The sequence below is a fragment of the Nocardioidaceae bacterium SCSIO 66511 genome, from assembly GCA_023100825.1.
Lineage (GTDB): Bacteria > Actinomycetota > Actinomycetes > Propionibacteriales > Nocardioidaceae > Solicola.
In genome coordinates this window covers 2,031,149-2,048,914 of the sequence record CP095846.1, presented here as the reverse complement: position 1 = coordinate 2,048,914, position 17,766 = coordinate 2,031,149, and the positions used below count along the sequence as shown (strand labels likewise).

17 protein-coding genes are annotated in these 17,766 nt (G+C 66.5%); 7 read left to right on the top strand and 10 right to left on the bottom strand.

Going from position 1 to position 17,766, the window contains the following annotated elements; translation table 11 throughout:
- Nucleotides 1-30: 30 nt before the first annotated feature.
- From MU582_09590 to MU582_09550, 9 genes are all read right to left on the bottom strand, one after another.
- Nucleotides 31-228 (bottom strand): Trm112 family protein, encoded by a 198-nt coding sequence (locus MU582_09590; protein UPK76874.1) that lies wholly within the window; start codon nt 226-228, stop codon nt 31-33.
- A 3-nt stretch (nt 229-231) separates the two neighbouring features.
- Nucleotides 232-702, bottom strand: coding sequence for a hypothetical protein (locus MU582_09585; GenBank protein UPK76873.1), 471 nt, complete (start codon nt 700-702; stop codon nt 232-234).
- Nucleotides 703-789: 87 nt separating this feature from the next.
- The gene (locus tag MU582_09580) at nt 790-1,197 is read right to left on the bottom strand and encodes a hypothetical protein (protein UPK76872.1); all 408 of its coding nucleotides are present in this window, start codon (nt 1,195-1,197) and stop codon (nt 790-792) included.
- A 57-nt stretch (nt 1,198-1,254) separates the two neighbouring features.
- Nucleotides 1,255-1,512, bottom strand: coding sequence for a UBP-type zinc finger domain-containing protein (locus MU582_09575; GenBank protein UPK76871.1), 258 nt, complete (start codon nt 1,510-1,512; stop codon nt 1,255-1,257).
- 111 nt (nt 1,513-1,623) lie between these two features.
- On the bottom strand, nt 1,624-4,845 hold the full coding sequence (locus MU582_09570; GenBank protein UPK76870.1) for a DEAD/DEAH box helicase: 3,222 nt from the start codon (nt 4,843-4,845) through the stop codon (nt 1,624-1,626).
- Between the two features lie 139 nt (nt 4,846-4,984).
- Nucleotides 4,985-5,443: an NUDIX hydrolase gene (locus tag MU582_09565; protein ID UPK76869.1), complete on the bottom strand. Its 459-nt coding sequence runs from the start codon at nt 5,441-5,443 to the stop codon at nt 4,985-4,987.
- Between the two features lie 29 nt (nt 5,444-5,472).
- On the bottom strand, nt 5,473-6,510 hold the full coding sequence (locus MU582_09560; protein ID UPK76868.1) for an Rv2578c family radical SAM protein: 1,038 nt from the start codon (nt 6,508-6,510) through the stop codon (nt 5,473-5,475).
- Between the two features lie 669 nt (nt 6,511-7,179).
- Nucleotides 7,180-8,778, bottom strand: coding sequence for a DHA2 family efflux MFS transporter permease subunit (locus MU582_09555; protein ID UPK76867.1), 1,599 nt, complete (start codon nt 8,776-8,778; stop codon nt 7,180-7,182).
- Between the two features lie 93 nt (nt 8,779-8,871).
- Nucleotides 8,872-9,498 carry a TetR/AcrR family transcriptional regulator gene (locus tag MU582_09550; GenBank protein ID UPK76866.1) on the bottom strand — a complete coding sequence of 209 codons (627 nt, stop codon included), beginning with the start codon at nt 9,496-9,498 and terminating at the stop codon, nt 8,872-8,874.
- Nucleotides 9,499-9,660: 162 nt separating this feature from the next.
- Between MU582_09550 and MU582_09545 the strand changes: the two genes are divergently transcribed.
- The 3 genes from MU582_09545 to MU582_09535 are packed head-to-tail and all read left to right on the top strand — an operon-like array spanning nt 9,661 to nt 12,454.
- Complete coding sequence (locus MU582_09545) at nt 9,661-10,398, top strand: (Fe-S)-binding protein (GenBank protein ID UPK76865.1); 738 nt, start codon at nt 9,661-9,663, stop codon at nt 10,396-10,398.
- The gene (locus tag MU582_09540; protein UPK76864.1) at nt 10,395-11,861 is read left to right on the top strand and encodes a LutB/LldF family L-lactate oxidation iron-sulfur protein; all 1,467 of its coding nucleotides are present in this window, start codon (nt 10,395-10,397) and stop codon (nt 11,859-11,861) included. Before MU582_09545 ends, MU582_09540 begins: the two co-directional genes overlap by 4 nt.
- Nucleotides 11,858-12,454, top strand: coding sequence for an LUD domain-containing protein (locus tag MU582_09535; protein ID UPK76863.1), 597 nt, complete (start codon nt 11,858-11,860; stop codon nt 12,452-12,454). Before MU582_09540 ends, MU582_09535 begins: the two co-directional genes overlap by 4 nt.
- A 33-nt stretch (nt 12,455-12,487) precedes the next feature.
- On the opposite strand, the gene MU582_09530 is transcribed toward MU582_09535, so the two are convergent.
- Nucleotides 12,488-13,405, bottom strand: coding sequence for a cation diffusion facilitator family transporter (locus MU582_09530; protein ID UPK76862.1), 918 nt, complete (start codon nt 13,403-13,405; stop codon nt 12,488-12,490).
- Between the two features lie 117 nt (nt 13,406-13,522).
- Here MU582_09530 and MU582_09525 point away from each other — a divergent pair, with 117 nt between their 5' ends.
- The 4 genes from MU582_09525 (at nt 13,523) to MU582_09510 (ending at nt 17,766) form a co-directional block, all read left to right on the top strand.
- On the top strand, nt 13,523-13,843 hold the full coding sequence (locus tag MU582_09525) for a multidrug efflux SMR transporter (GenBank protein UPK76861.1): 321 nt from the start codon (nt 13,523-13,525) through the stop codon (nt 13,841-13,843).
- Entirely contained in the window at nt 13,840-14,376 is a 537-nt protein-coding gene (locus tag MU582_09520; GenBank protein ID UPK76860.1) for a TetR family transcriptional regulator, read from the top strand. The genes MU582_09525 and MU582_09520 overlap by 4 nt, the downstream gene beginning before the upstream one ends.
- 213 nt (nt 14,377-14,589) lie before the next feature.
- Complete coding sequence (locus tag MU582_09515; GenBank protein ID UPK76859.1) at nt 14,590-15,894, top strand: hypothetical protein; 1,305 nt, start codon at nt 14,590-14,592, stop codon at nt 15,892-15,894.
- 201 nt (nt 15,895-16,095) lie between these two features.
- Nucleotides 16,096-17,766, top strand: coding sequence for a hypothetical protein (locus MU582_09510; protein ID UPK76858.1), 1,671 nt, complete (start codon nt 16,096-16,098; stop codon nt 17,764-17,766).

Sequence of the window (17,766 nt, the reverse complement as noted above, 5' to 3'; positions counted from 1 at the left end):
CCGCCTCGTCGCTGGTCCAGAAGTGCCTGGTCAGCGTTGCAGGATCTGTGCGTGCTCGGCGTCGTCGACGTCGCGCGCCTCATCGATCAGCAGAATCGGCACGCCGTCGCGGATCGGGTACGCACACCGGAGCCGCTCGTTGTAGAGGAACTGTCCGTCGACGTCGATCAGCGGCCCGCGATCCTGCGGGCACACCAGGATGGCGAGCAGATCGGGCTTGATCGCCATGACTCAGCTGCGCTCGACGACGTACTCGCCCGACACTCGCCGGTCGAGGTCGTCATCGAGGCTCGCGACCGTGTCCGAGAGCCCGCCGATGGCGATGCTCAGGTGGTCGGCCACCCACGGCATGGTGAACACGTACGCGAACGCGACGATCGCGCCCTGGGTGTAGATGAACTTGATCGGCCCGGGCTGGGCGTTCAGTTCGTTCGCGAGCTCTTCGGCGGCCGGCGGGTTCGTGATCTCGACCAGTACCGGAGACATCAGCTCCATCACGGCCTGGTCGTCGAACGGCCGCAGGATGATCTCGGCGTCATCGGTGCGGATCGGGAAGTCGCCGTCCTCGTCGCGTTCAGGCGTCTCGTCGCTCCACTCGCGCAGGGCCTCCTCGATCAGCTCCTGCAGGTGGGCGCGATCCTTGGGCATGACGCTGGACGGCTGCTGTGCCCAGCTCATGCCGATGCTGCTCGGATCGCTCATTCGATTCTCCTTCTCGCGGCTGAAGTCGTACGTACTGACGCTACCTGGTCAGGGCGCGGAGCCGACGGACCGGCTCGGAGGTTCCACTCAGGCGGGCCGACCCGTCTTGAAGTACGCCCGGTTGTCACGATAGTTGATGTACACGTGCATGATCTTGCTCCCGCAGTGCCGGTAGCGGCGAATCTCCCACTTGTGACCGTTGGCGCGCGAGATCCGCTCACGCTTGCCGTTTGACCCGATGATCCGGCGCACCTGACGCAGCGTCGTGCCACGCTTGCCCTTGGTCTTGATCCGTTTGTACTCCTGCCGGGTCGCGCACTTCTTGCCGCGCGGCTCCTGTTGGATCTGCACCTGGTCGCCGACCTTCGCGCGGACCGTGGTCGGCGTTTCGTCGGCCGCAGCACCGGATGCCGCGGTCATCGTCAAGGCGATCGCAAGCGCAACCGCTCCTACATACCTGAACACCATCCACTCCATCCGATTCGCCGTGCTCATCCCCCGTCGGGTGGCACACCCACTCTGTCAGACGCCGCCAAGGTGGATACGAGAGCGTCAGCCGATGACCCGGTGGATGAAGCAGAATCGCCAGAACTCACCGGGTTCGATCGATCGAGCGGTGGCATGACCTGTCACGTCGAAGTGTGCCGACGCATGTCGCCCTGGTGACGAGTCGCAGCAACCGATCTGCCCGCAGGCCAGGCATTGGCGTAAGCCGACCCAGGTGCTGTCCGCCGCGACGCACTCCGGGCACTCGAGGACTTCGGGCGGATCGGGGCTCGCCGCACCCGCCAGATGGTCACACCCTGGCATGGCAACTCCTACTCCCGAGAATGTAACTGCACTTTACACTCCGAACGGCGCCGCGTTGCGCGAACCGGCCCCAAGGTAGCGGTAACGGCCGTCGGCTCGCAGCCATTCTGCTCAGCCCAGCAGCCCGCGGATGTCGCTCGCCGACAGCGGCGCGGACAGCTCGCCCGCCGCGTCGTCCATCACCCGCGCCACCAGGTCGCGCTTACGCGCCTTGAGCTCCATCACCTTCTCCTCGATGGTGTCGGCCGATACGAGCCGGTAGATCATCACCCGACGGGTCTGCCCGATGCGGTGCGCGCGGTCGACCGCCTGCTCCTCGACGGCGGGGTTCCACCACGGATCGAGGACGAAGCAGTAGTCGGCCTCGGTGAGGTTGAGCCCGAACCCGCCGGCCTTCAGGCTGATCAGGAACACCGGCGCGTGGCCCCCCTTGAACTCCTCGACCGCGGCGGCTCTGTCGCGGGTGGTGCCGGCGAGGTATGCGTACGTCACGCCCTCGGCGTCGAGCCGCTCACGGACCCGCCCTAGGAACTGGGTGAACTGGCTGAACACGAGCGCCCGATGTCCTTCGCCGACCACCTCGCGAAGCTGGTCCAGCAGCGCGTCGATCTTGCTCGACCGGACGTTCGCGTACATATCGTCGATGAGGTACGGGTCGAGGCTGAGCTGACGTAGCAGCGTGAGCGAGCGCAGGATCGTGAAGCGGTTGTCGTCCGGCTCGTCCAGTAGCCGCAGGATCTTCTGCCGCTCCCGCTGGAGATGCGTCTGATAGATGCGCCGATGCTGCGGCGACAACGCCACCTCGAGCACCTGCTCCTGCTTCGGCGGAAGGTCGGCGGCGACCAGCTCCTTGGTGCGGCGACGGATCAGCGGGCGTACGCGCCGCCGTAGCGTCTCCAGCGCCGCAGGGTCCTTACCGCGCTCGATCGGGTTGCGGTAGTGCTCCTTGAACGCGGTCGGATTGGGGAAGAGACCGGGCGCAACGATCGACAGCATGGCCCAGAGGTCCATCAGGCTGTTCTCGAGCGGCGTGCCGGTGATCGCCAGCTTGAACGGCGCGGCCAGCTTGCGGACGCATTGGTACGTCTTCGCCTGATGGTTCTTCACGAACTGCGCCTCGTCGAGCACGAGCCCCGCCCAGGCGAGCGCGTCGTACGCGTCGTACTCGATCCGGAACAGCGCGTACGAGGTCACGACGACATCGGCACCCGCAACCGCCTCGGACAACGGTGTACGCCGCCGCGCCTCGGTCTCGGTGATCGCCACCGTGGTGAGTCCGGGGGTGAACCGCTCGCTCTCGCGCGCCCAGTTCTGGACGACGCTCGTCGGCGCCACCACCAAGAACGGCGCCGCGACCGCTCCCCCGGCACGGACACGGGTGATCATCGCGAGGGTCTGCAGCGTCTTGCCGAGCCCCATGTCATCGGCGAGGACGCCGCCGAGCCCGTGCTCGTAGAGGAAGGTCAGCCAACGGAACCCGTCGCGCTGGTAGGGCCGCAGCGACGCGCGTACGCCTGCGGGCACGTCGACGGGCGCGATCGCGTCGAGATCGAGCAGGCCGTCGACTCGGGACTGCCAGCGGCGACTCTGCTCGTCGACGACGCCCAGCTCCACCAGCTCGCTCCACAGGCCCGCTTGAAACGGACTGATCCGCAGGCCGTCGGACTCGCGGTCCTGCAGCGTGCGGGCTTCCTCGATCAGTCGGCGGAGACGATCGAGACTCGGGTCGTCGATGCGGAAGTACGTACCGGTGTGCAGGATCAGATGGGTGTCGCCGCGAGCGAGTGCGGCGAACAACTCTTCGAAGGGGACGTTCTCGCCGCCGACACTCACTCGCACGCGCAGGTCGAACCAGTCGGTCTCGTCGGGATCGTCGGTTGCCGAGACGCTGATGCGCGGCGCGTCGGCCGCGGGTGCGTAGGTGGGCGGGTCGCCGGTGACCACTGCGTCGATCTGCTCGTCACGCTCGACGACGGGTAGCGCATCCTCGGTGAAGGCGACGGCATCCATGCCTCGCAGACTCGCCTCGGGGGCGATGGTGCCGTCGCGGTCGAGCAACGCCGACCAGCGCGCGACGATGCGGGTCGCGCGCACCGCCAGCTCCCGCTCCGTGCGAACGTCGCGACGCTCGGGTTCATCGGTCGAGTCGATCGGGTACGTACGCTCGTCGTCTCCGACCGCATAGACGTACTCCCACCGCAGCGCGAGCTCGTGACCCGGCCGGAACTCGGCGTACAGCCGGACGCGCGGTGTGGCGATCTCGGGCAGCTCGACCGATCCGTCGCTCGACGTCACCTCGACGGCACGCCCGAGCAGCGGGTAGTAGTCGTCGACGAAGAGGCCGATGTCATCGACCGGGATGGTGATCGGCTCACCGAGCAGTCGGGTGACGTGCTCGTTCGGAGGAGCGACGAGCTCCAGGAGCTCGAGGGTCTGGCCGACGGTGCGGAACAGCCCGTGTGGCGGCCAGCCGATCAGCTCGACATCGCTGACCGGGAGCTCATCATCGTCGATACGTACGACCGCTGTGAGCGAGATGTGACCGGGACGCTCGGCGCGCCCCAGGTCGAACCGCAATGACGCTTCCCCATCGCGTACCAGCACCTGGTCATGGCCGTCGCCGGCGACGAACTCGATGCCCGCCGCACGCGCCTCGTCGAGCAGGCTCCACATCGACGACGGGAGGTCGCCGAGGTCGAGGTCGGATTCGTTGTACGCGAATCGGACAGCTTCTCCCCCCAGGGCGGAGAGCTGTCGAAGGAGCTGAACGTGGGCGGGGCGATAGCCGGTCGGGCGCCACGGGTCGCGCAATGCCTGCCATGATGCGCGTCCGCGTATCCAGCGACCGGATTTGCCCTTGACCACAGGTCGTATCGTGACCCGACGGCTGTCGGCGAGCCGAGCGTCGTACGCCGCCGCCGAATCGCGCTGGACGGTGAACTGCAACGCCAGTGGTTCATCGTCTCGATCATCGATCGCTTGCGCTCTTGCGAAGTCGTCGAGTGGATCGCGCCAGCGAGCGGGGTGTGCGTTCGTACTCGTGCCGATATGGCTCCGCGCCGCGATCATCGCCGCGGCCGCATGTTTGCAGTCGACCCCGACCGGACACGTACAAGTGGCGGACACTCGTGGAGCAGCGGTGTCTTCCGCGACGACGATGAGCTGATACGGATCACGCGCCGTGCCGTGGACGCGCCCGAAGATCACGTTGTCGTTGATCTTCACAGTGCCGACCCGCCCGTTGCGGGCGTACGAAGCGCCGCGCAGGAAGGCCTGCCCGCCGACCGTCGCCTCGATCGTCGAGTCGGTCAGAACCCTTAGCCAGTCCACCATGAGTACGACGATATGGGGCGCCGCCGACGCAACGCGAGGACATGCCCGAGAGCCGTGGACAAGCCTGTGGACGGCGAGCTGCGAGGGGCCCCGGCGGCTGCTACGCTCCCGAGCCACATCGGGTCACACAAACGCAAGGTCAACTTCCCGGACTGAGCGGCCTTTCGCGTACGACCGCGACGGCGTCGGACAGGACCTGCGCGTGGTCGAATGCGAGGGCACTCGGGTCGAGGTCGGCGAGTCGGTGCCAGTCGGCGGCGGCAGCGTCGTCTCCGGCGGTCGCCTCGGCTACGTCGGGAAGTACGGCGACGTACACGACGCTGACCGTGCGTCCACGCGGGTCGCGGTCGGGGTCGCCGTACGCACCGAGCTGTTCGATCCGCACACCGGCGACGTCGACGCCGGTCTCCTCGGCGAGCTCGCGACGTGCCGCCACGTCGAGCGACTCGTCGATTTCGACGAAGCCACCGGGTAGCGCGAGCGCGCCCTCGTACGGAGGGTAGCCACGCCGGACCAGCAGCACCTGACGCGCCGAGTCGGCGAACACGACCATGTCGACCGTGACCGCGAATGGTGGGAACTCGCTGCTGTAGGCCATCGGTCAAGCCTAGTGAGCTCTGCCGCCGGTCAGAACAGCGTCGGCTCCGGCTCACGGGGTGGCGTCGGTACCAGAGCGGTGTCCCGCTCATACTCGTCGAGGCCGCGCATGCCGTACGCCGACTCGAGCCCGTACCGACGCAGGAGCGGCGTCACGCGCGAACGAAGCCGTTGCTCGTACCACTCGGGTACGTACGCGTCTCCGCCATAGAGCGCCCGGTAGCGCCCGACGAGCCCAGGGCGATGCTCTTGCAACCAGCTGAAGTACCACTCGCGCGCGCCGTGACGCAGATGCAGCGGAAGCACCGTCACGCCTGCAGCGCCGGCGTCGGCGATGGCACCGACGAGGTCTTCGAGATCGGCGCGGGAGTCGGTGATCCATGGAAGCACCGGGGCGACCATCACCCCGCAACGCAGGCCGGCATCGGCGAGCGCCCGGATGAGAGCCAGCCGCGCGCGCGGCGACGGGGTGCCGGGTTCGACCAGGGACTGCAGTGTCGGGTCACCGATCGCGAGCGATACGCCGACGCCCACCGGCACCGTACGCGCTGCGTCGGCGAGCAGCCCGAGGTCGCGACGCAACAGCGTGCCCTTGGTGAGAATCGAGAACGGCGTACGCGTCTCGACGAACGCCTCGATGATGCCGGGCATCAACTGGTATCGGCCCTCCGCGCGCTGGTACGGGTCGGTGTTGGTGCCGAGCGCCACCAGCTCGCGACTCCAGGACCGCCGCGTGAGCTCGCGTCGCAGCACCTCCGCGATGTTGGTCTTCACAACGACCTGGGTATCGAAATCGCGTCCAGCATCGAGGTCCAGCCACTCGTGCGAACCACGCGCATAGCAGTACACGCAGGCGTGCGTACAACCTCGATAGGGATTCACCGTCCACCCGAACGGCATCCGGGAACCGCCGGGAACGCGGTTCAGGGCGGACTTCGCCGCCACCTCGTGGAAGGTCACGCCGTCGAACTCCGGCGTCGTGACGCTTTTGATCAAACCGTCGAGACGACGTAGTCCCGGCAGCGCTCCACACTCGTCCGAATCGATGTTCTGCCCAGCCCAACGCATGGACCTCAGTCGAACACATGTTCGGGTTGGAATGCAAGGTCACCGAGACTGCTGTACTTGCCTTCGCTGTTGAATTCGTACTTCTACGTGCGACACTCGCCGCTTCACTTCTCGACCCTGTCGGCTTTCCCACGCCTTCCGGCTCGGCAAAGACGCGGCGACGCGGGAGCCGCAGCTACGACTTCGGGTTCCTTGCCGGCTTGCCCGATTCGGTTGGCTTTTGCGGGGTCGGTGGTGGTGCTTCACCAAGTAGACATGGTGAAGCACCGCTTTGCATGGCAGGGACACCGTGCAAAGCGGATTGTTGCCGTGCCCGTTGGTACGCCAGCGACTAGCGGTACGGACGTGACACCGAAACCAAACGTTACCCCGATCCCAAATCAAGGTTCCGGAAAGCCGCCAGGCAACCGAACCGAAGTGACGCCTCCGCGCGTCGCCGCGTCTTTGCACCATCCCAAGGAAGCGGGAAGGCGACAGCGGCGACGATCGGGCAGCCGGGTAGTCGAACCAAGGTAGCCCGAGCACCAACAGCGAGGCATAGCCCGTAAGGCGCGGACCCGCACCGACGTACCGCAAAGCCGAAGGCCCGGTCGGTGATAACCGACCGGGCCTCCGATGTCCGCGCCGTCCCCTGCGCGGCGCGACGTTCTGTTTCGGCGGGCTGACGGGCTACGCCACAGTCACCGGCTCTGCCTCGCCTTCGTTGTCGTTGATCTCCTCATGGCTGGCGTTGAGGAACGTCAGGGTGATCAGCGAACCCGCCAGGATCATCCCGGCGCCGACGACGAACGCGAGTGTTGCGCCGTGTGCGAAGGCAACCTGGCCGACAGCCTCACGGAACTCATTCGCCTGTCCGTCTCCCTGCCCACCGCCGGGCAGCTGTGCCATCAGCTTCTGCGCGCCGGCCGCGATCTCGGTCGCCTTGTCCTTCGTCGCATTGACCGCAACGGTGCTCAGGGTCGCGAGACCGAGCGCACCGCCGATCTGCTGCATCGCGTTGAGCACGCCGGCCCCGATGCCGGAGTCCTCGGACGCGACCCCGTGCACTGCCGTCACGGTGAGGGGTACGAAGACCATGCCCATGCCGAACGACATCACCAGGATCCACGGCAGCAGATCCGTCACGTACGACGCGTCGACGCCGATGTTCTGCACGGCATGCAGACTCCCGGTGCCGTCGTTGTACGGGATGCGCGAGAACCCGAACAGCCCGATCGCGCCGAGTAGCGTTCCTCCCCCCGCCAGCCATCGAGGGTCGACCCGCGACATCAGGTTCGATGCAACCGCGGCCGCGAGGATCAACCCTCCACTGAACGGCAGGAACGCGAACCCGGTCTCCAATGAGCTGTAGCCCATGCCCTCCTGGACGACGATCGCCAGGAAGTAGAACATCGCGAACATCGCGGCCGGCACCAGCATCATCACCAGGAAGCTGACCGCACGCGTACGGTTGGCAAGGATCCGGAACGGCATCAGCGGTTCCTTCACGGTCCGCTCGATCTGGATGAAGACCGCCAGTAGTGCCACACCGGCAGCCAGCGAAGCGACGGTCCAGGTGTCTCCCCAGCTCTCCTCCGCCGCGCGGGTGAGGCCGTACACGATGCCGACCAGACCGCCGGTGCCGGTGAGTGCTCCGGGGATGTCGAGCGCGACTCGACGCCGCGCGCTCTCGTTCAGGTAGATCGGCGCGAGCACGGCGGCGGCGACGCCGACCGGCACGTTGATCAGGAACGTCCAGCGCCACGAGTACTCGGTGAGCCAACCGCCGAGGATCAGGCCGACTGCGGCCCCGACACCCGACATCGTCGCGTACGCGGAGAATGCGCGGTTGCGCGCCTTACCGGCCGGGAAGTTCGTCGTGATCAGCGCCAGTGCGGTCGGGCTCGCGATCGCGGCTCCGACGCCCTGCAGCGCCCTCGACGCGAGCAGCAGTTCCTGATTCGAGGAGATACCACCCAGCAGCGACGCGAGCGAGAACAGCAGTACGCCCGCCATGAACACGCGCCGACGGCCGAACAGGTCGCCGAGCCTGCCGCCGAGGAGGAGGAGGCCACCGAAGGCGATCGTGTAGCCGGTGATGATCCACGACTGACCGGCGTCGGTGAAGTCGAGGTCGTTCGCAATGTAGGGGATCGCGATGTTCGCGATCGTGCTGTCGAGCACGACCATCAGCTGGGCGGTCAGGATGACCACCAATGCGATCCCGAGGTGTTGTTTCCGGGCTGCGCCAGACGCCCCCGGGCCTTGCTCTTGCAGGCTCGTCGTCATGACATTCCTTTTCGTCTGGATTTTCGGTTCTGTGGTCATAGAGGGACCACCGAACCGGCGCTTGTTGATGGGTCGAGGTGGGCGGGTGGGCGGTTAGTGTGCGCCCCGAGACGCGCATTTGATTGCGGGCATGACGACCTCGTCGACGATCCGCCGGACCATCGACTCGTCGGTCGGCAAGCCGAGAATGAAGGTGCGGTGCAGTGCCACTGACGGCAGCACCGTGCTGAACAGCTCGAGATCGACGTGATCTGCGATCTCCCCGCGGTCGCGGGCTCGTTCGAACAGCGCGACCGTCGCCGCGATCATCGGTTGCAGGAAGCGTTCGTGGAACGCCGCCGAGAACTGGGCGTCGTGTTGCAGCGCCGAGACGAGGCCGGCGAACAGCGACATCGTCATCTGGTCGTTCAGACCGGTGTCGCGACAGCTCGCGGCGATCAGGTCATCACGCAAGGTCCCCGTGTCGGGCTCGTACGGCTCCGGCGCGCACTTGGCGCGTACGAGGGCGTCTACGACGAGGTCCGCCTTGGTCGACCAGCGCCGGTACAGCGTCGCTTTGCTCGCTTTGGACGAGGCGGCGACCGCATCCATCGTGAGCCGGTCGTACCCGACCTCCGACAACACCTCGAGAGTGGCGTCGAGGATCTGCTCCTCGCGCTCGCCCGCGACGCGCGGACGACTCTGCACAGTCGCCTGCTCGCTCTTGGTCACGGGTGTCACGCGAAGTACCTCGCCAAATCGGATGGAACGGAACGGTTTCGTTTCATCGAAACTGTACGCCGGTGGTCTCCGAGGGACAAATGAATTTTCGAGTGACCTGGTTCACGCCGAGTGGCACAGGCAGCCGCGACAAGCGCGCCGCGGCGTGCTTGACTCAGTGCAATGCGCATCGGACTCATGGCCACCTGTCTCGTCGATGTGATGTTCCCTGCCGTCGGCAAGGCCGTCGTCAGCGTGCTTGAACGTCTCGGCCACACGGTCGTATTCCCGCCTGAGCAGACGTGCTGCGGACAGATGCACATCAACACCGGGTACGCGCGGCAGGCTCGGCCACTCGTGCGCCACCACGTGAATGTCTTCGGGGACTGCGATCTGGTCGTCGCGCCGTCCGGATCGTGTGTGGGATCTGTTCGCCACCAGCACGAGCAGCTGGCCGACGACGCCGGTGACCCACAGCTCGCCCGCCGCGCGGCCGCCGTCGCCGACCGTACGTACGAGCTGTCCGAACTGTTGGTCGATGTGCTGGAGGTCGACGACGTCGGCGCCTACTACCCGCACCGCGTCACGTACCACCCGACCTGCCACTCGCTACGCATGCTGCGAGTCGGTGAAAAGCCGCTGCGGCTGCTCCGCAACGTCGCCGGGCTCGAGTTGGTGGAACTTCCCGACAGCGATCAATGCTGCGGGTTCGGCGGCACCTTCGCACTCAAGAACGCCGACACCTCCGCGGCGATGCTCGCCGACAAGATGACCAACGTGCTCGAGACGCGAGCCGATGTCGTGTCGGCGGGTGACTCGTCCTGTCTGATGCACATCGGCGGCGGGCTCGCGCGACTCGACAACGGTCCGCGGCCCGTACACCTCGCGGAGATTCTCGCCTCGACGAGGGAGCACGCATGACACAGACCTTTCTGGGCATGCCGGTCGCACCGAACGGCGTCGGGATGCTGCGCGGCGACGAGCCGTTCCCGGATGCCGCCCGGCACGAGCTCGCGAACCCCCAGCTACGAAGCAACCTCGGACACGCGACGACGACCATCCGACGTAAGCGCGCGGATGTGGTCGGCGAAGTCGCCGACTGGGAAGACCTGCGCCTCGCCGGCGAGGCGATCAAGCGCGCCACGATGGCCGACCTCGCAACGCATCTCGAGCGGTTCGAGGCCGCTGTGACCGCTCGGGGCGGCACGGTGCACTGGGCACGAGACGCCAAGGAAGCAAATGACATCGTGACCGATCTCGTACGCGCGACGGGCGAGCGAGAGGTCGTCAAGGTGAAGTCGATGGCGACGGCCGAGATCGGGCTCAACGAAGCGCTGGAGCGAGCCGGTATCGATGCCGTCGAAACCGACCTCGCGGAGCTCATCGTGCAGCTCGGCCATGACAAGCCGTCGCACATCCTCGTACCCGCGATCCATCGCAACCGAAGCGAGATCCGCGACATCTTCCTTGCCGAGATGGACGATGTCGACCCTGGGCTCACCGATGATCCGGCCGCTCTCGCCGAGGCAGCGCGACGACATCTGCGGGAGCGGTTCCTGAACGCCAAGGTCGCCGTCAGCGGGGCCAACTTCGGTGTCGCCGAGTCCGGTACGTGCATGGTCGTCGAGTCCGAGGGCAACGGCCGCATGTGCCTGACGCTCCCCGAGACGCTGATCACCGTGATGGGCATCGAGAAGGTCGTACCGACCTGGCAAGACCTCGAGGTCTTCCTGCAGCTACTCCCCCGGTCGTCGACGGGTGAGCGGATGAACCCCTACACGAGCACCTGGACCGGTGTCACGCCCGGAGACGGGCCGCAGGAGTTCCATCTGGTGCTGGTTGACAACGGCCGAACCGCCGTACTGTCCGACCCGCACGGACGCGATGCGCTGAACTGCATCCGCTGCAGCGCCTGCCTCAACGTCTGCCCGGTGTACGAACGCGTCGGCGGTCACGCGTATGGCTCGGTCTACCCCGGTCCGATCGGCGCTGTGCTGTCGCCACAGCTCACGGGAGTCGAAGACAACGCCAGCCTGCCTTACGCATCGAGCCTTTGCGGTGCCTGCTTCGATGCATGTCCCGTACGGATCGACATTCCGTCGATGCTGGTGCACCTGCGTACGAGACATGTCGACGAGTACGCCGCAGAGCACACGATGCCCTCCGCGGAGTCGATTGCGATGGCGGCAGCGAGCTGGACCATGTCGGATGTGCGGCGCTTCCGCCGGGCCGGACCGCTCGCCCGACTCAGTCGGCTGCTCGGTCGCGGTCGATCCCGGGCCCTTCCGCCGCCGCTTCGCGGATGGACCCGTGACCGCGACATACCGCGCGCGCCGGACGAGACGTTCCGAACCTGGTGGAGTCGCGAACGAGGCGACCGATGAGCGCGCGCGAAGACATCCTCTCCCGGATCCAACGGGCGACACGTGGATCCGACGAGGTGGCCGTTCCACGTACGTACGAACGCGAAGGTCGTCTTGCCCCGGGGTCGACGGAAGTCCTCGACCTGTTCGCGACCCGGGTCGGCGAGTACCGCGCCACCGTGCATCGTGGCGACGACATCGCGGCGCTTGTCCGAGCCGGGCTTGCCGACTCATCGTCGGTCGTCGTACCGCCCGGCCTCGACCCGTCCTGGGCTCCCGGCGCGACCGTCGACGACCAGCGGCTCACGGCGCGAGACCTCGACGATGTCGACGCCGTCGTCACCGCCGCCGTCGTCGCCTGCGCGCGCACCGGCACCATCGTGCTGGACGCCGGCCCGGATCAAGGACGTCGAATCCTCACCCTGGTGCCCGACCGACACGTATGCGTCGTCCGCGCCGGTCAGGTCGTCGACTCCGTGCCGGAGATGGTCGCCCGCCTCGATCCGACGCGGCCGTTGACCTTCATCAGCGGACCGTCGGCAACGAGCGACATCGAGTTGGAGCGTGTCGAGGGCGTTCACGGCCCGCGTAACCTCCACGTCGTACTCGTCTGAACGCTGACACGTCAGTCCTGCACCGCTGACTCGTCAGCGGTTGTCGGGGCGGCGGATGTCCGGTTCGAGGTAGATGACCCGCGCGATCGGCACGGCGTCGCGGATCCGCCGCTCGGCGGCGTCGATCGCGGCAGCGACATCGGCCGCGGAGTCGGTCGCCGGCACGGCGATCTTCGCCGCGACGAGCAACTCGTCGGGGCCGAGATGCAACGTACGAAGGTGGATCACCGAGGTCTCACCGCTCGCGATCGCATCCTCGATCTGTTCGACGTGCTCACGGGTTGCGCTCTCCCCCAGCACCAATGACTTCGTCTCGATCGCCAGTACGACCGCGATCGCGACGAGGAGGACGCCGATACCGGCTGTGCCCGCGGCGTCCCATCGCCCGTCGTCGGTGGCCAACGTCATCGAGACGCCGAACAGCGCGAACAACAGTCCGACCAGCGCGCCGAAGTCCTCGAGCAGGATCACCGGTAGCTCGGGCGCCTTCGACGTGCGGATGAACCTCGGCAGACTCTGCCTTCCGCGTACTTGGTTCGCCTCGCGGATGGCAGTTCGAAACGACATTCCCTCGGCGATGATCGCGCCGACGAGGACGGCGACGGGAACCCACTGCCACTCGTGGAACCCATGCGGATCCTGCCACTTGTGGTACGCCTCGTAGAGAGCGAACAGCCCGCCGACGCTGAACAGCACGATCGCCACGATGAAGCTGTAGATGTACCGCTCGCGTCCGTAGCCGAACGGATGCTTCTCGTCCGCTCGCTTGCGCGCGGCCTTACCGCCGAACAACAGCAACACCTGGTTGCCGGAGTCGGCGACCGAGTGGATTGACTCCGCCAGCATCGACGACGAGCTCGTCAGCAAGTACGCGACGAACTTCATCACGGCGATCGACAGGTTTGCGATCAGTGCCGCGAGAACGGCCTTCGTACCTCCGCTGGCCGACATCGGTCTCCTCGCAATAGGGGCTGGCCACCATCTTTGCGCACGAACCCACCTGGCGCTGCGCTGGCCGACTTATGTACATTTGTACATAAGTGCCGATCCCACAGCCGAGGGGGCGATATGGCGTACGCGTACCTACTCGCGGCGATTTCGCTGGAGGTACTGGGCACCAGCCTGCTACCCGCGAGCCACGGGTTCACCCGAACGCTCCCGACACTCGCCTGCCTCGCGGCGTACGCGGGCTCGTTCTTCTCCTTGGCACAGACGGTGCGGGAGATCCCGATCGGTGTCGCGTACGCGATGTGGGCCGGCCTCGGCACCGCCGCGATCGTCACCGTCGGCGTCGTGGCACTCGGCGAGTCCGTCAGCCCGATCAAGGTCGTCGGCGTCGCGCTCGTGATCGGCGGGGTTGTGGTCCTCAACCTGGGCGGGGCGCATTGACCGGGCCACGTGACCCGGCGCGCCGACGGGAAGCGATCCTCGATGCAGCTCTCGAGGTGATCGCGGAGGTCGGCGTGGCCCGCGCGACGCACCGCGCGATCGCTGGGCGAGCGGGAGTCCCGCTGGGATCGACCACATACTACTTCCCCTCGCAGCAGGCACTCACAACGGAAGCCCTCGAACTCGTCGCCGAGCGGTCTCGCGCGCAGATTCACCAATGGAAGAAGAAGATTGGCGCAGGCTCAGATCTCGCGACCGATCTCGCCGACCTCGCGCACGACTACCTCGCCGACCGCGAGCGGGCACTGCTCGAGTACGAGCTGTACCTGGCCGCCGCACGAACGCCCGAGCTTCGCCCCGCCGCTCGAGCATGGGTGTCGGATCTGCGCGGATACCTGGCGACCTTGGTCGGGCACTCTGCGGCAGTTGCCATCGCGGCGATGCTGGATGGCTTTCTGCTGGAGGCGATCGCGACCGGCGACGCCGCCTCGCACGGCGAGCTGGAGGACGCGATCGCCCGGCTCACGAGTTGAGACGATTCGACCTCGACGCGTGACCCGATGCGTGTTTGCTCGTTCTCAAGACACGAGGACCGCCACGTGCACACAATCGGATTGCGACACACGATCTCACACTACGTGCAAGTAACTACTCTCTGTAGTTGAATGGTGCTTGAGTGATCGCACGAGGGAGCGGGAACGAAGATGCGGCCGGACCGCGCCGTGTCAGAACGGGTAAGGAGCAGAATGAGATCAATCGCCAAGGCAGTAGCGGTGTTCGCGACCGCCACTCTCACCGCAGGCGGTCTTGCCACCGCGACGACAAGTGCACACGCTGCGGATGACACCGCAAAAGCGCAGTCCGCCAAACGCTACAACTTCGTCGCCTCGGCGTACGGGACTCGCGTCTACAACTCGAACAACCACCTCGTCGACTCCGGCCGCACCGCATGGGCACTCATCGGGTGCACCACGAACACCGGGAAGACCCGCACCGATCACCTCGCGCAGGTAAACCTTCCGGGAGACCAGGTCAGCGTCGGAGGAGTCACCACCAAGGCGCGCTCGGTGAAGATCAAGGGCGGTGTCAAGTCGATGTCGACCACGACGGTCGGCGATATCGAGCTCAAGGCGGGCGGCATCGGATCCCTCAAGATCGAAGGCTTGAAGGGTGTCTCGGAGTCGAGTCATGCCAACGGCAAGTACGCCCAGAAGGGCAAGGTCAGCCTACTGGGCATCAAGGCCAAGCTCGGCGGCGTCGAGGTCCCGATTCCGTTCGATCCCGACAACATCAACCCGGGCCAGAAGTTCAAGCTCCCGGGCCTTGCGCAGCTGCGGTTCCTGCACAGCGAGGGCAAGGTCGGTGCGAACTCCGCACGCAACAACAGCGTCGCGCTCGAGATCAAGGTGCTCACGGGTGGGCCGCTCGAGGGCCAGACCGTTCGCGTCGGCAACACCTTCACCAAGGTCCAGGGCATCCCGAAGCACGGTCGTGTGCACGGGTACGGCCAGGCAGCGCGCGGTGAGCTGCTCGACGGTGTCGTGAGCACCGGTCGGATCGCCCACCAGCCGCTCAAGTGCACGGGTACCAACGGCAAGTGGCGCAAGAACTCGGTCGCCGGGGTCAACGTCCCGGGTCTGCCGGTTCGTATCGGTGCCGCCTCCGGCCAGGCACGAGGCACGCTCGGTAAGTCGCCGGTCGCGCACACACGGGCGCGGATCGCCGACGTGAAGCTCACCAACAGCCTCAAGATCGGCGCTGTCGAGTCGTTCGCGAAGGTCACGAAGAAGAACGGCAAGTACGTGAAGAAGTCGGGCGTCTCTGTCCTGCGCGTACAGGCTGGTGGCCGGAACGTCACCAAGCAGATCAACAAGGCGATCAAGAACCAGAAGTCCATCACGATTCCGGGCATCGCCAAGATCACCCCGAACGTCGTCACCAAGAAGAAGCGCAAGATCTCCGTTACAGGGTTGAAGATCAAGCTCCTCGAAGTCGCGAAGCCGCTGACGTCGACGATCTTCCTCGCCAACAGCGAGGCGAAGGCGAAGTAACGCCAACGCCACGCACCGCATAGGCGGGGTGGCGGTCCGGTCCGGGCCGCCACCCCGTCGTTGTGCGTTCGCAATGGGCGCTCGGGTGAGACCGACCTCGCTCGTCGGCCCCTGAACCGATAAGGTCTGACCTCGTCGGTGACTCTGTACATTTGGCGACTCGTGGCGCCTTGGCCGTTCTGCGATTGCAAGGAGTACGCAATGACTGAGGGTCGAGAGGCAGACGCCGCTCCCTTCCCCGTCGTGGTGGTGACGATCGACGACAACGGCGTCGCCGTGAACGGCGAGATGGTGGAGCGCGATCCCGACCAGAGCCCGCGCGAAGCCGCGATCGATGCGGTGTCGCGAAGAATCGCCCGTGCCCTACGCCGTCCGGTACGCACGGTCGCTGAGGACTACACCGGACGTACCCGCCTCGTTGTCCATCCCGACGGCCACGTCAGCGATGTGGCCGCACTCGAAGGCGGCGGCGCGGGCACTCGACAGGCTCGTCAGTCGATGGTCGACACCGGCCATGTCGCCATGGCCGCGCACAACGGCTCATCGCCGGGCGTTGCTACGGCAGTTGCCGTCAGCGGTGTAGCCACGGCCGAGCGACCATCCGATGACGACTGGGAGGTCGCTCCCGAAGACGCCGATACGGGAGAGATCGTCGCCGTTGCCGTCGACGACGACACCGGCGAGGTGGAGCAGATCGACGACGAGACCCCTGACGAACTCATCCAAGAAGGTGAGCTCGACGACGAGTTCGATCCCGTAGGCCCCCCGACCTCTGACGTAGCCGACGACGAGCCGGACTCGCCCGCCGATGAGTCGCATCCCTGGGCCGACGAAGACGGTAGCGATCCGTTCGACCGTACGGAGCCGAGCAGAGACGACGCCAACGTCGTCGAGAACCCCTGGATCACTGCGGCAAACGTGGTCAACGGCGGCACCGGGTCGGAGACGGAGCGGCAACGCGCACGGCGCAAGTCGTTCATCGCAGCGCAGCCGCTCGTCGGGCCGGCGCAGTTGGGCGTACGCGGAGTTCTGACCCGGATGGGCATGCGCACGCATCCGTCGCGCCGCGAGATGGACCAGCGCGAGAGCATCCGCCGGGTCAGCCAACACTGGCCCGGCCCACGCACGATCGCGATCGCCAATCCGAAGGGATCGGCGAACAAGACTCCGACGATGATCTGCTTGGCGGCGGTGTTCGGCCGGTACGGCGGCGCGGGCGTTCTCGGCTGGGACAACAACGAGACCCGTGGCACCGCGGCCTGGCGTAGCCATCGCGGACCACACGCCTCGACCGTGCTCGACCTCCTCCCGAGGTACGAGGAACTGCTCGGAGCGCGCGCCCAGGCCGCACAGCTCGCGCGCTACGTGCACCACCAGGCGTCCGACAAGTTCGACGTGCTGTGGTCGGACCAGAGCACCGAGGGCGAGCATGAGATGACCGGCGACGAGGTCGACCGGGTGCATGAGATCGCCGCGAAGTACTACCGGCTCATCCTGATGGACAGCGGTAACAGCGAGCGGGCGAGCAACTGGCGGGCGATGATCAGCCACGCCGACCAGCTCGTCGTGCCGTGCACCAACGTCGAGGACACCGCGGAAGCCGGAGCGCGGATGTTGGAGGCGCTCGCACAGCGCGACGAGCATTCGGCCGCGCTCGCGAAGTCAGCCGTCGCCGTTGTCTCGCAGCGTACCCCCGGACGCGATGCGAACATGGAGCGCATCGTGCGCGATTTCGGTCCGCTCGTACGCGAGGTCGTGTCGGTTCCCCACGATCCCGCGCTGTACTCCGGAGTGATCAACTTCGACGCGCTGCACGCCCGCACCCGGCGAGCGTGGCTCGATGCGGCAGCGGCCGTGGCGACCAACCTGTAA

Coding starts and splice junctions, on each gene's coding strand:
- MU582_09585 (UPK76873.1), bottom strand. CDS start 702: ATGAGCGATCCGAGCAGCATCGGCATGAGCTGGGCACAGCAGCCGTCC.
- MU582_09525 (UPK76861.1), top strand. CDS start 13,523: ATGGCGTACGCGTACCTACTCGCGGCGATTTCGCTGGAGGTACTGGGC.
- MU582_09555 (UPK76867.1), bottom strand. CDS start 8,778: ATGACGACGAGCCTGCAAGAGCAAGGCCCGGGGGCGTCTGGCGCAGCC.
- MU582_09560 (UPK76868.1), bottom strand. CDS start 6,510: ATGCGTTGGGCTGGGCAGAACATCGATTCGGACGAGTGTGGAGCGCTG.
- MU582_09515 (UPK76859.1), top strand. CDS start 14,590: ATGAGATCAATCGCCAAGGCAGTAGCGGTGTTCGCGACCGCCACTCTC.
- MU582_09545 (UPK76865.1), top strand. CDS start 9,661: ATGCGCATCGGACTCATGGCCACCTGTCTCGTCGATGTGATGTTCCCT.
- MU582_09535 (UPK76863.1), top strand. CDS start 11,858: ATGAGCGCGCGCGAAGACATCCTCTCCCGGATCCAACGGGCGACACGT.
- MU582_09570 (UPK76870.1), bottom strand. CDS start 4,845: ATGGTGGACTGGCTAAGGGTTCTGACCGACTCGACGATCGAGGCGACG.
- MU582_09530 (UPK76862.1), bottom strand. CDS start 13,405: ATGTCGGCCAGCGGAGGTACGAAGGCCGTTCTCGCGGCACTGATCGCA.
- MU582_09565 (UPK76869.1), bottom strand. CDS start 5,443: ATGGCCTACAGCAGCGAGTTCCCACCATTCGCGGTCACGGTCGACATG.
- MU582_09590 (UPK76874.1), bottom strand. CDS start 228: ATGGCGATCAAGCCCGATCTGCTCGCCATCCTGGTGTGCCCGCAGGAT.
- MU582_09540 (UPK76864.1), top strand. CDS start 10,395: ATGACACAGACCTTTCTGGGCATGCCGGTCGCACCGAACGGCGTCGGG.
- MU582_09580 (UPK76872.1), bottom strand. CDS start 1,197: ATGAGCACGGCGAATCGGATGGAGTGGATGGTGTTCAGGTATGTAGGA.
- MU582_09510 (UPK76858.1), top strand. CDS start 16,096: ATGACTGAGGGTCGAGAGGCAGACGCCGCTCCCTTCCCCGTCGTGGTG.
- MU582_09575 (UPK76871.1), bottom strand. CDS start 1,512: ATGCCAGGGTGTGACCATCTGGCGGGTGCGGCGAGCCCCGATCCGCCC.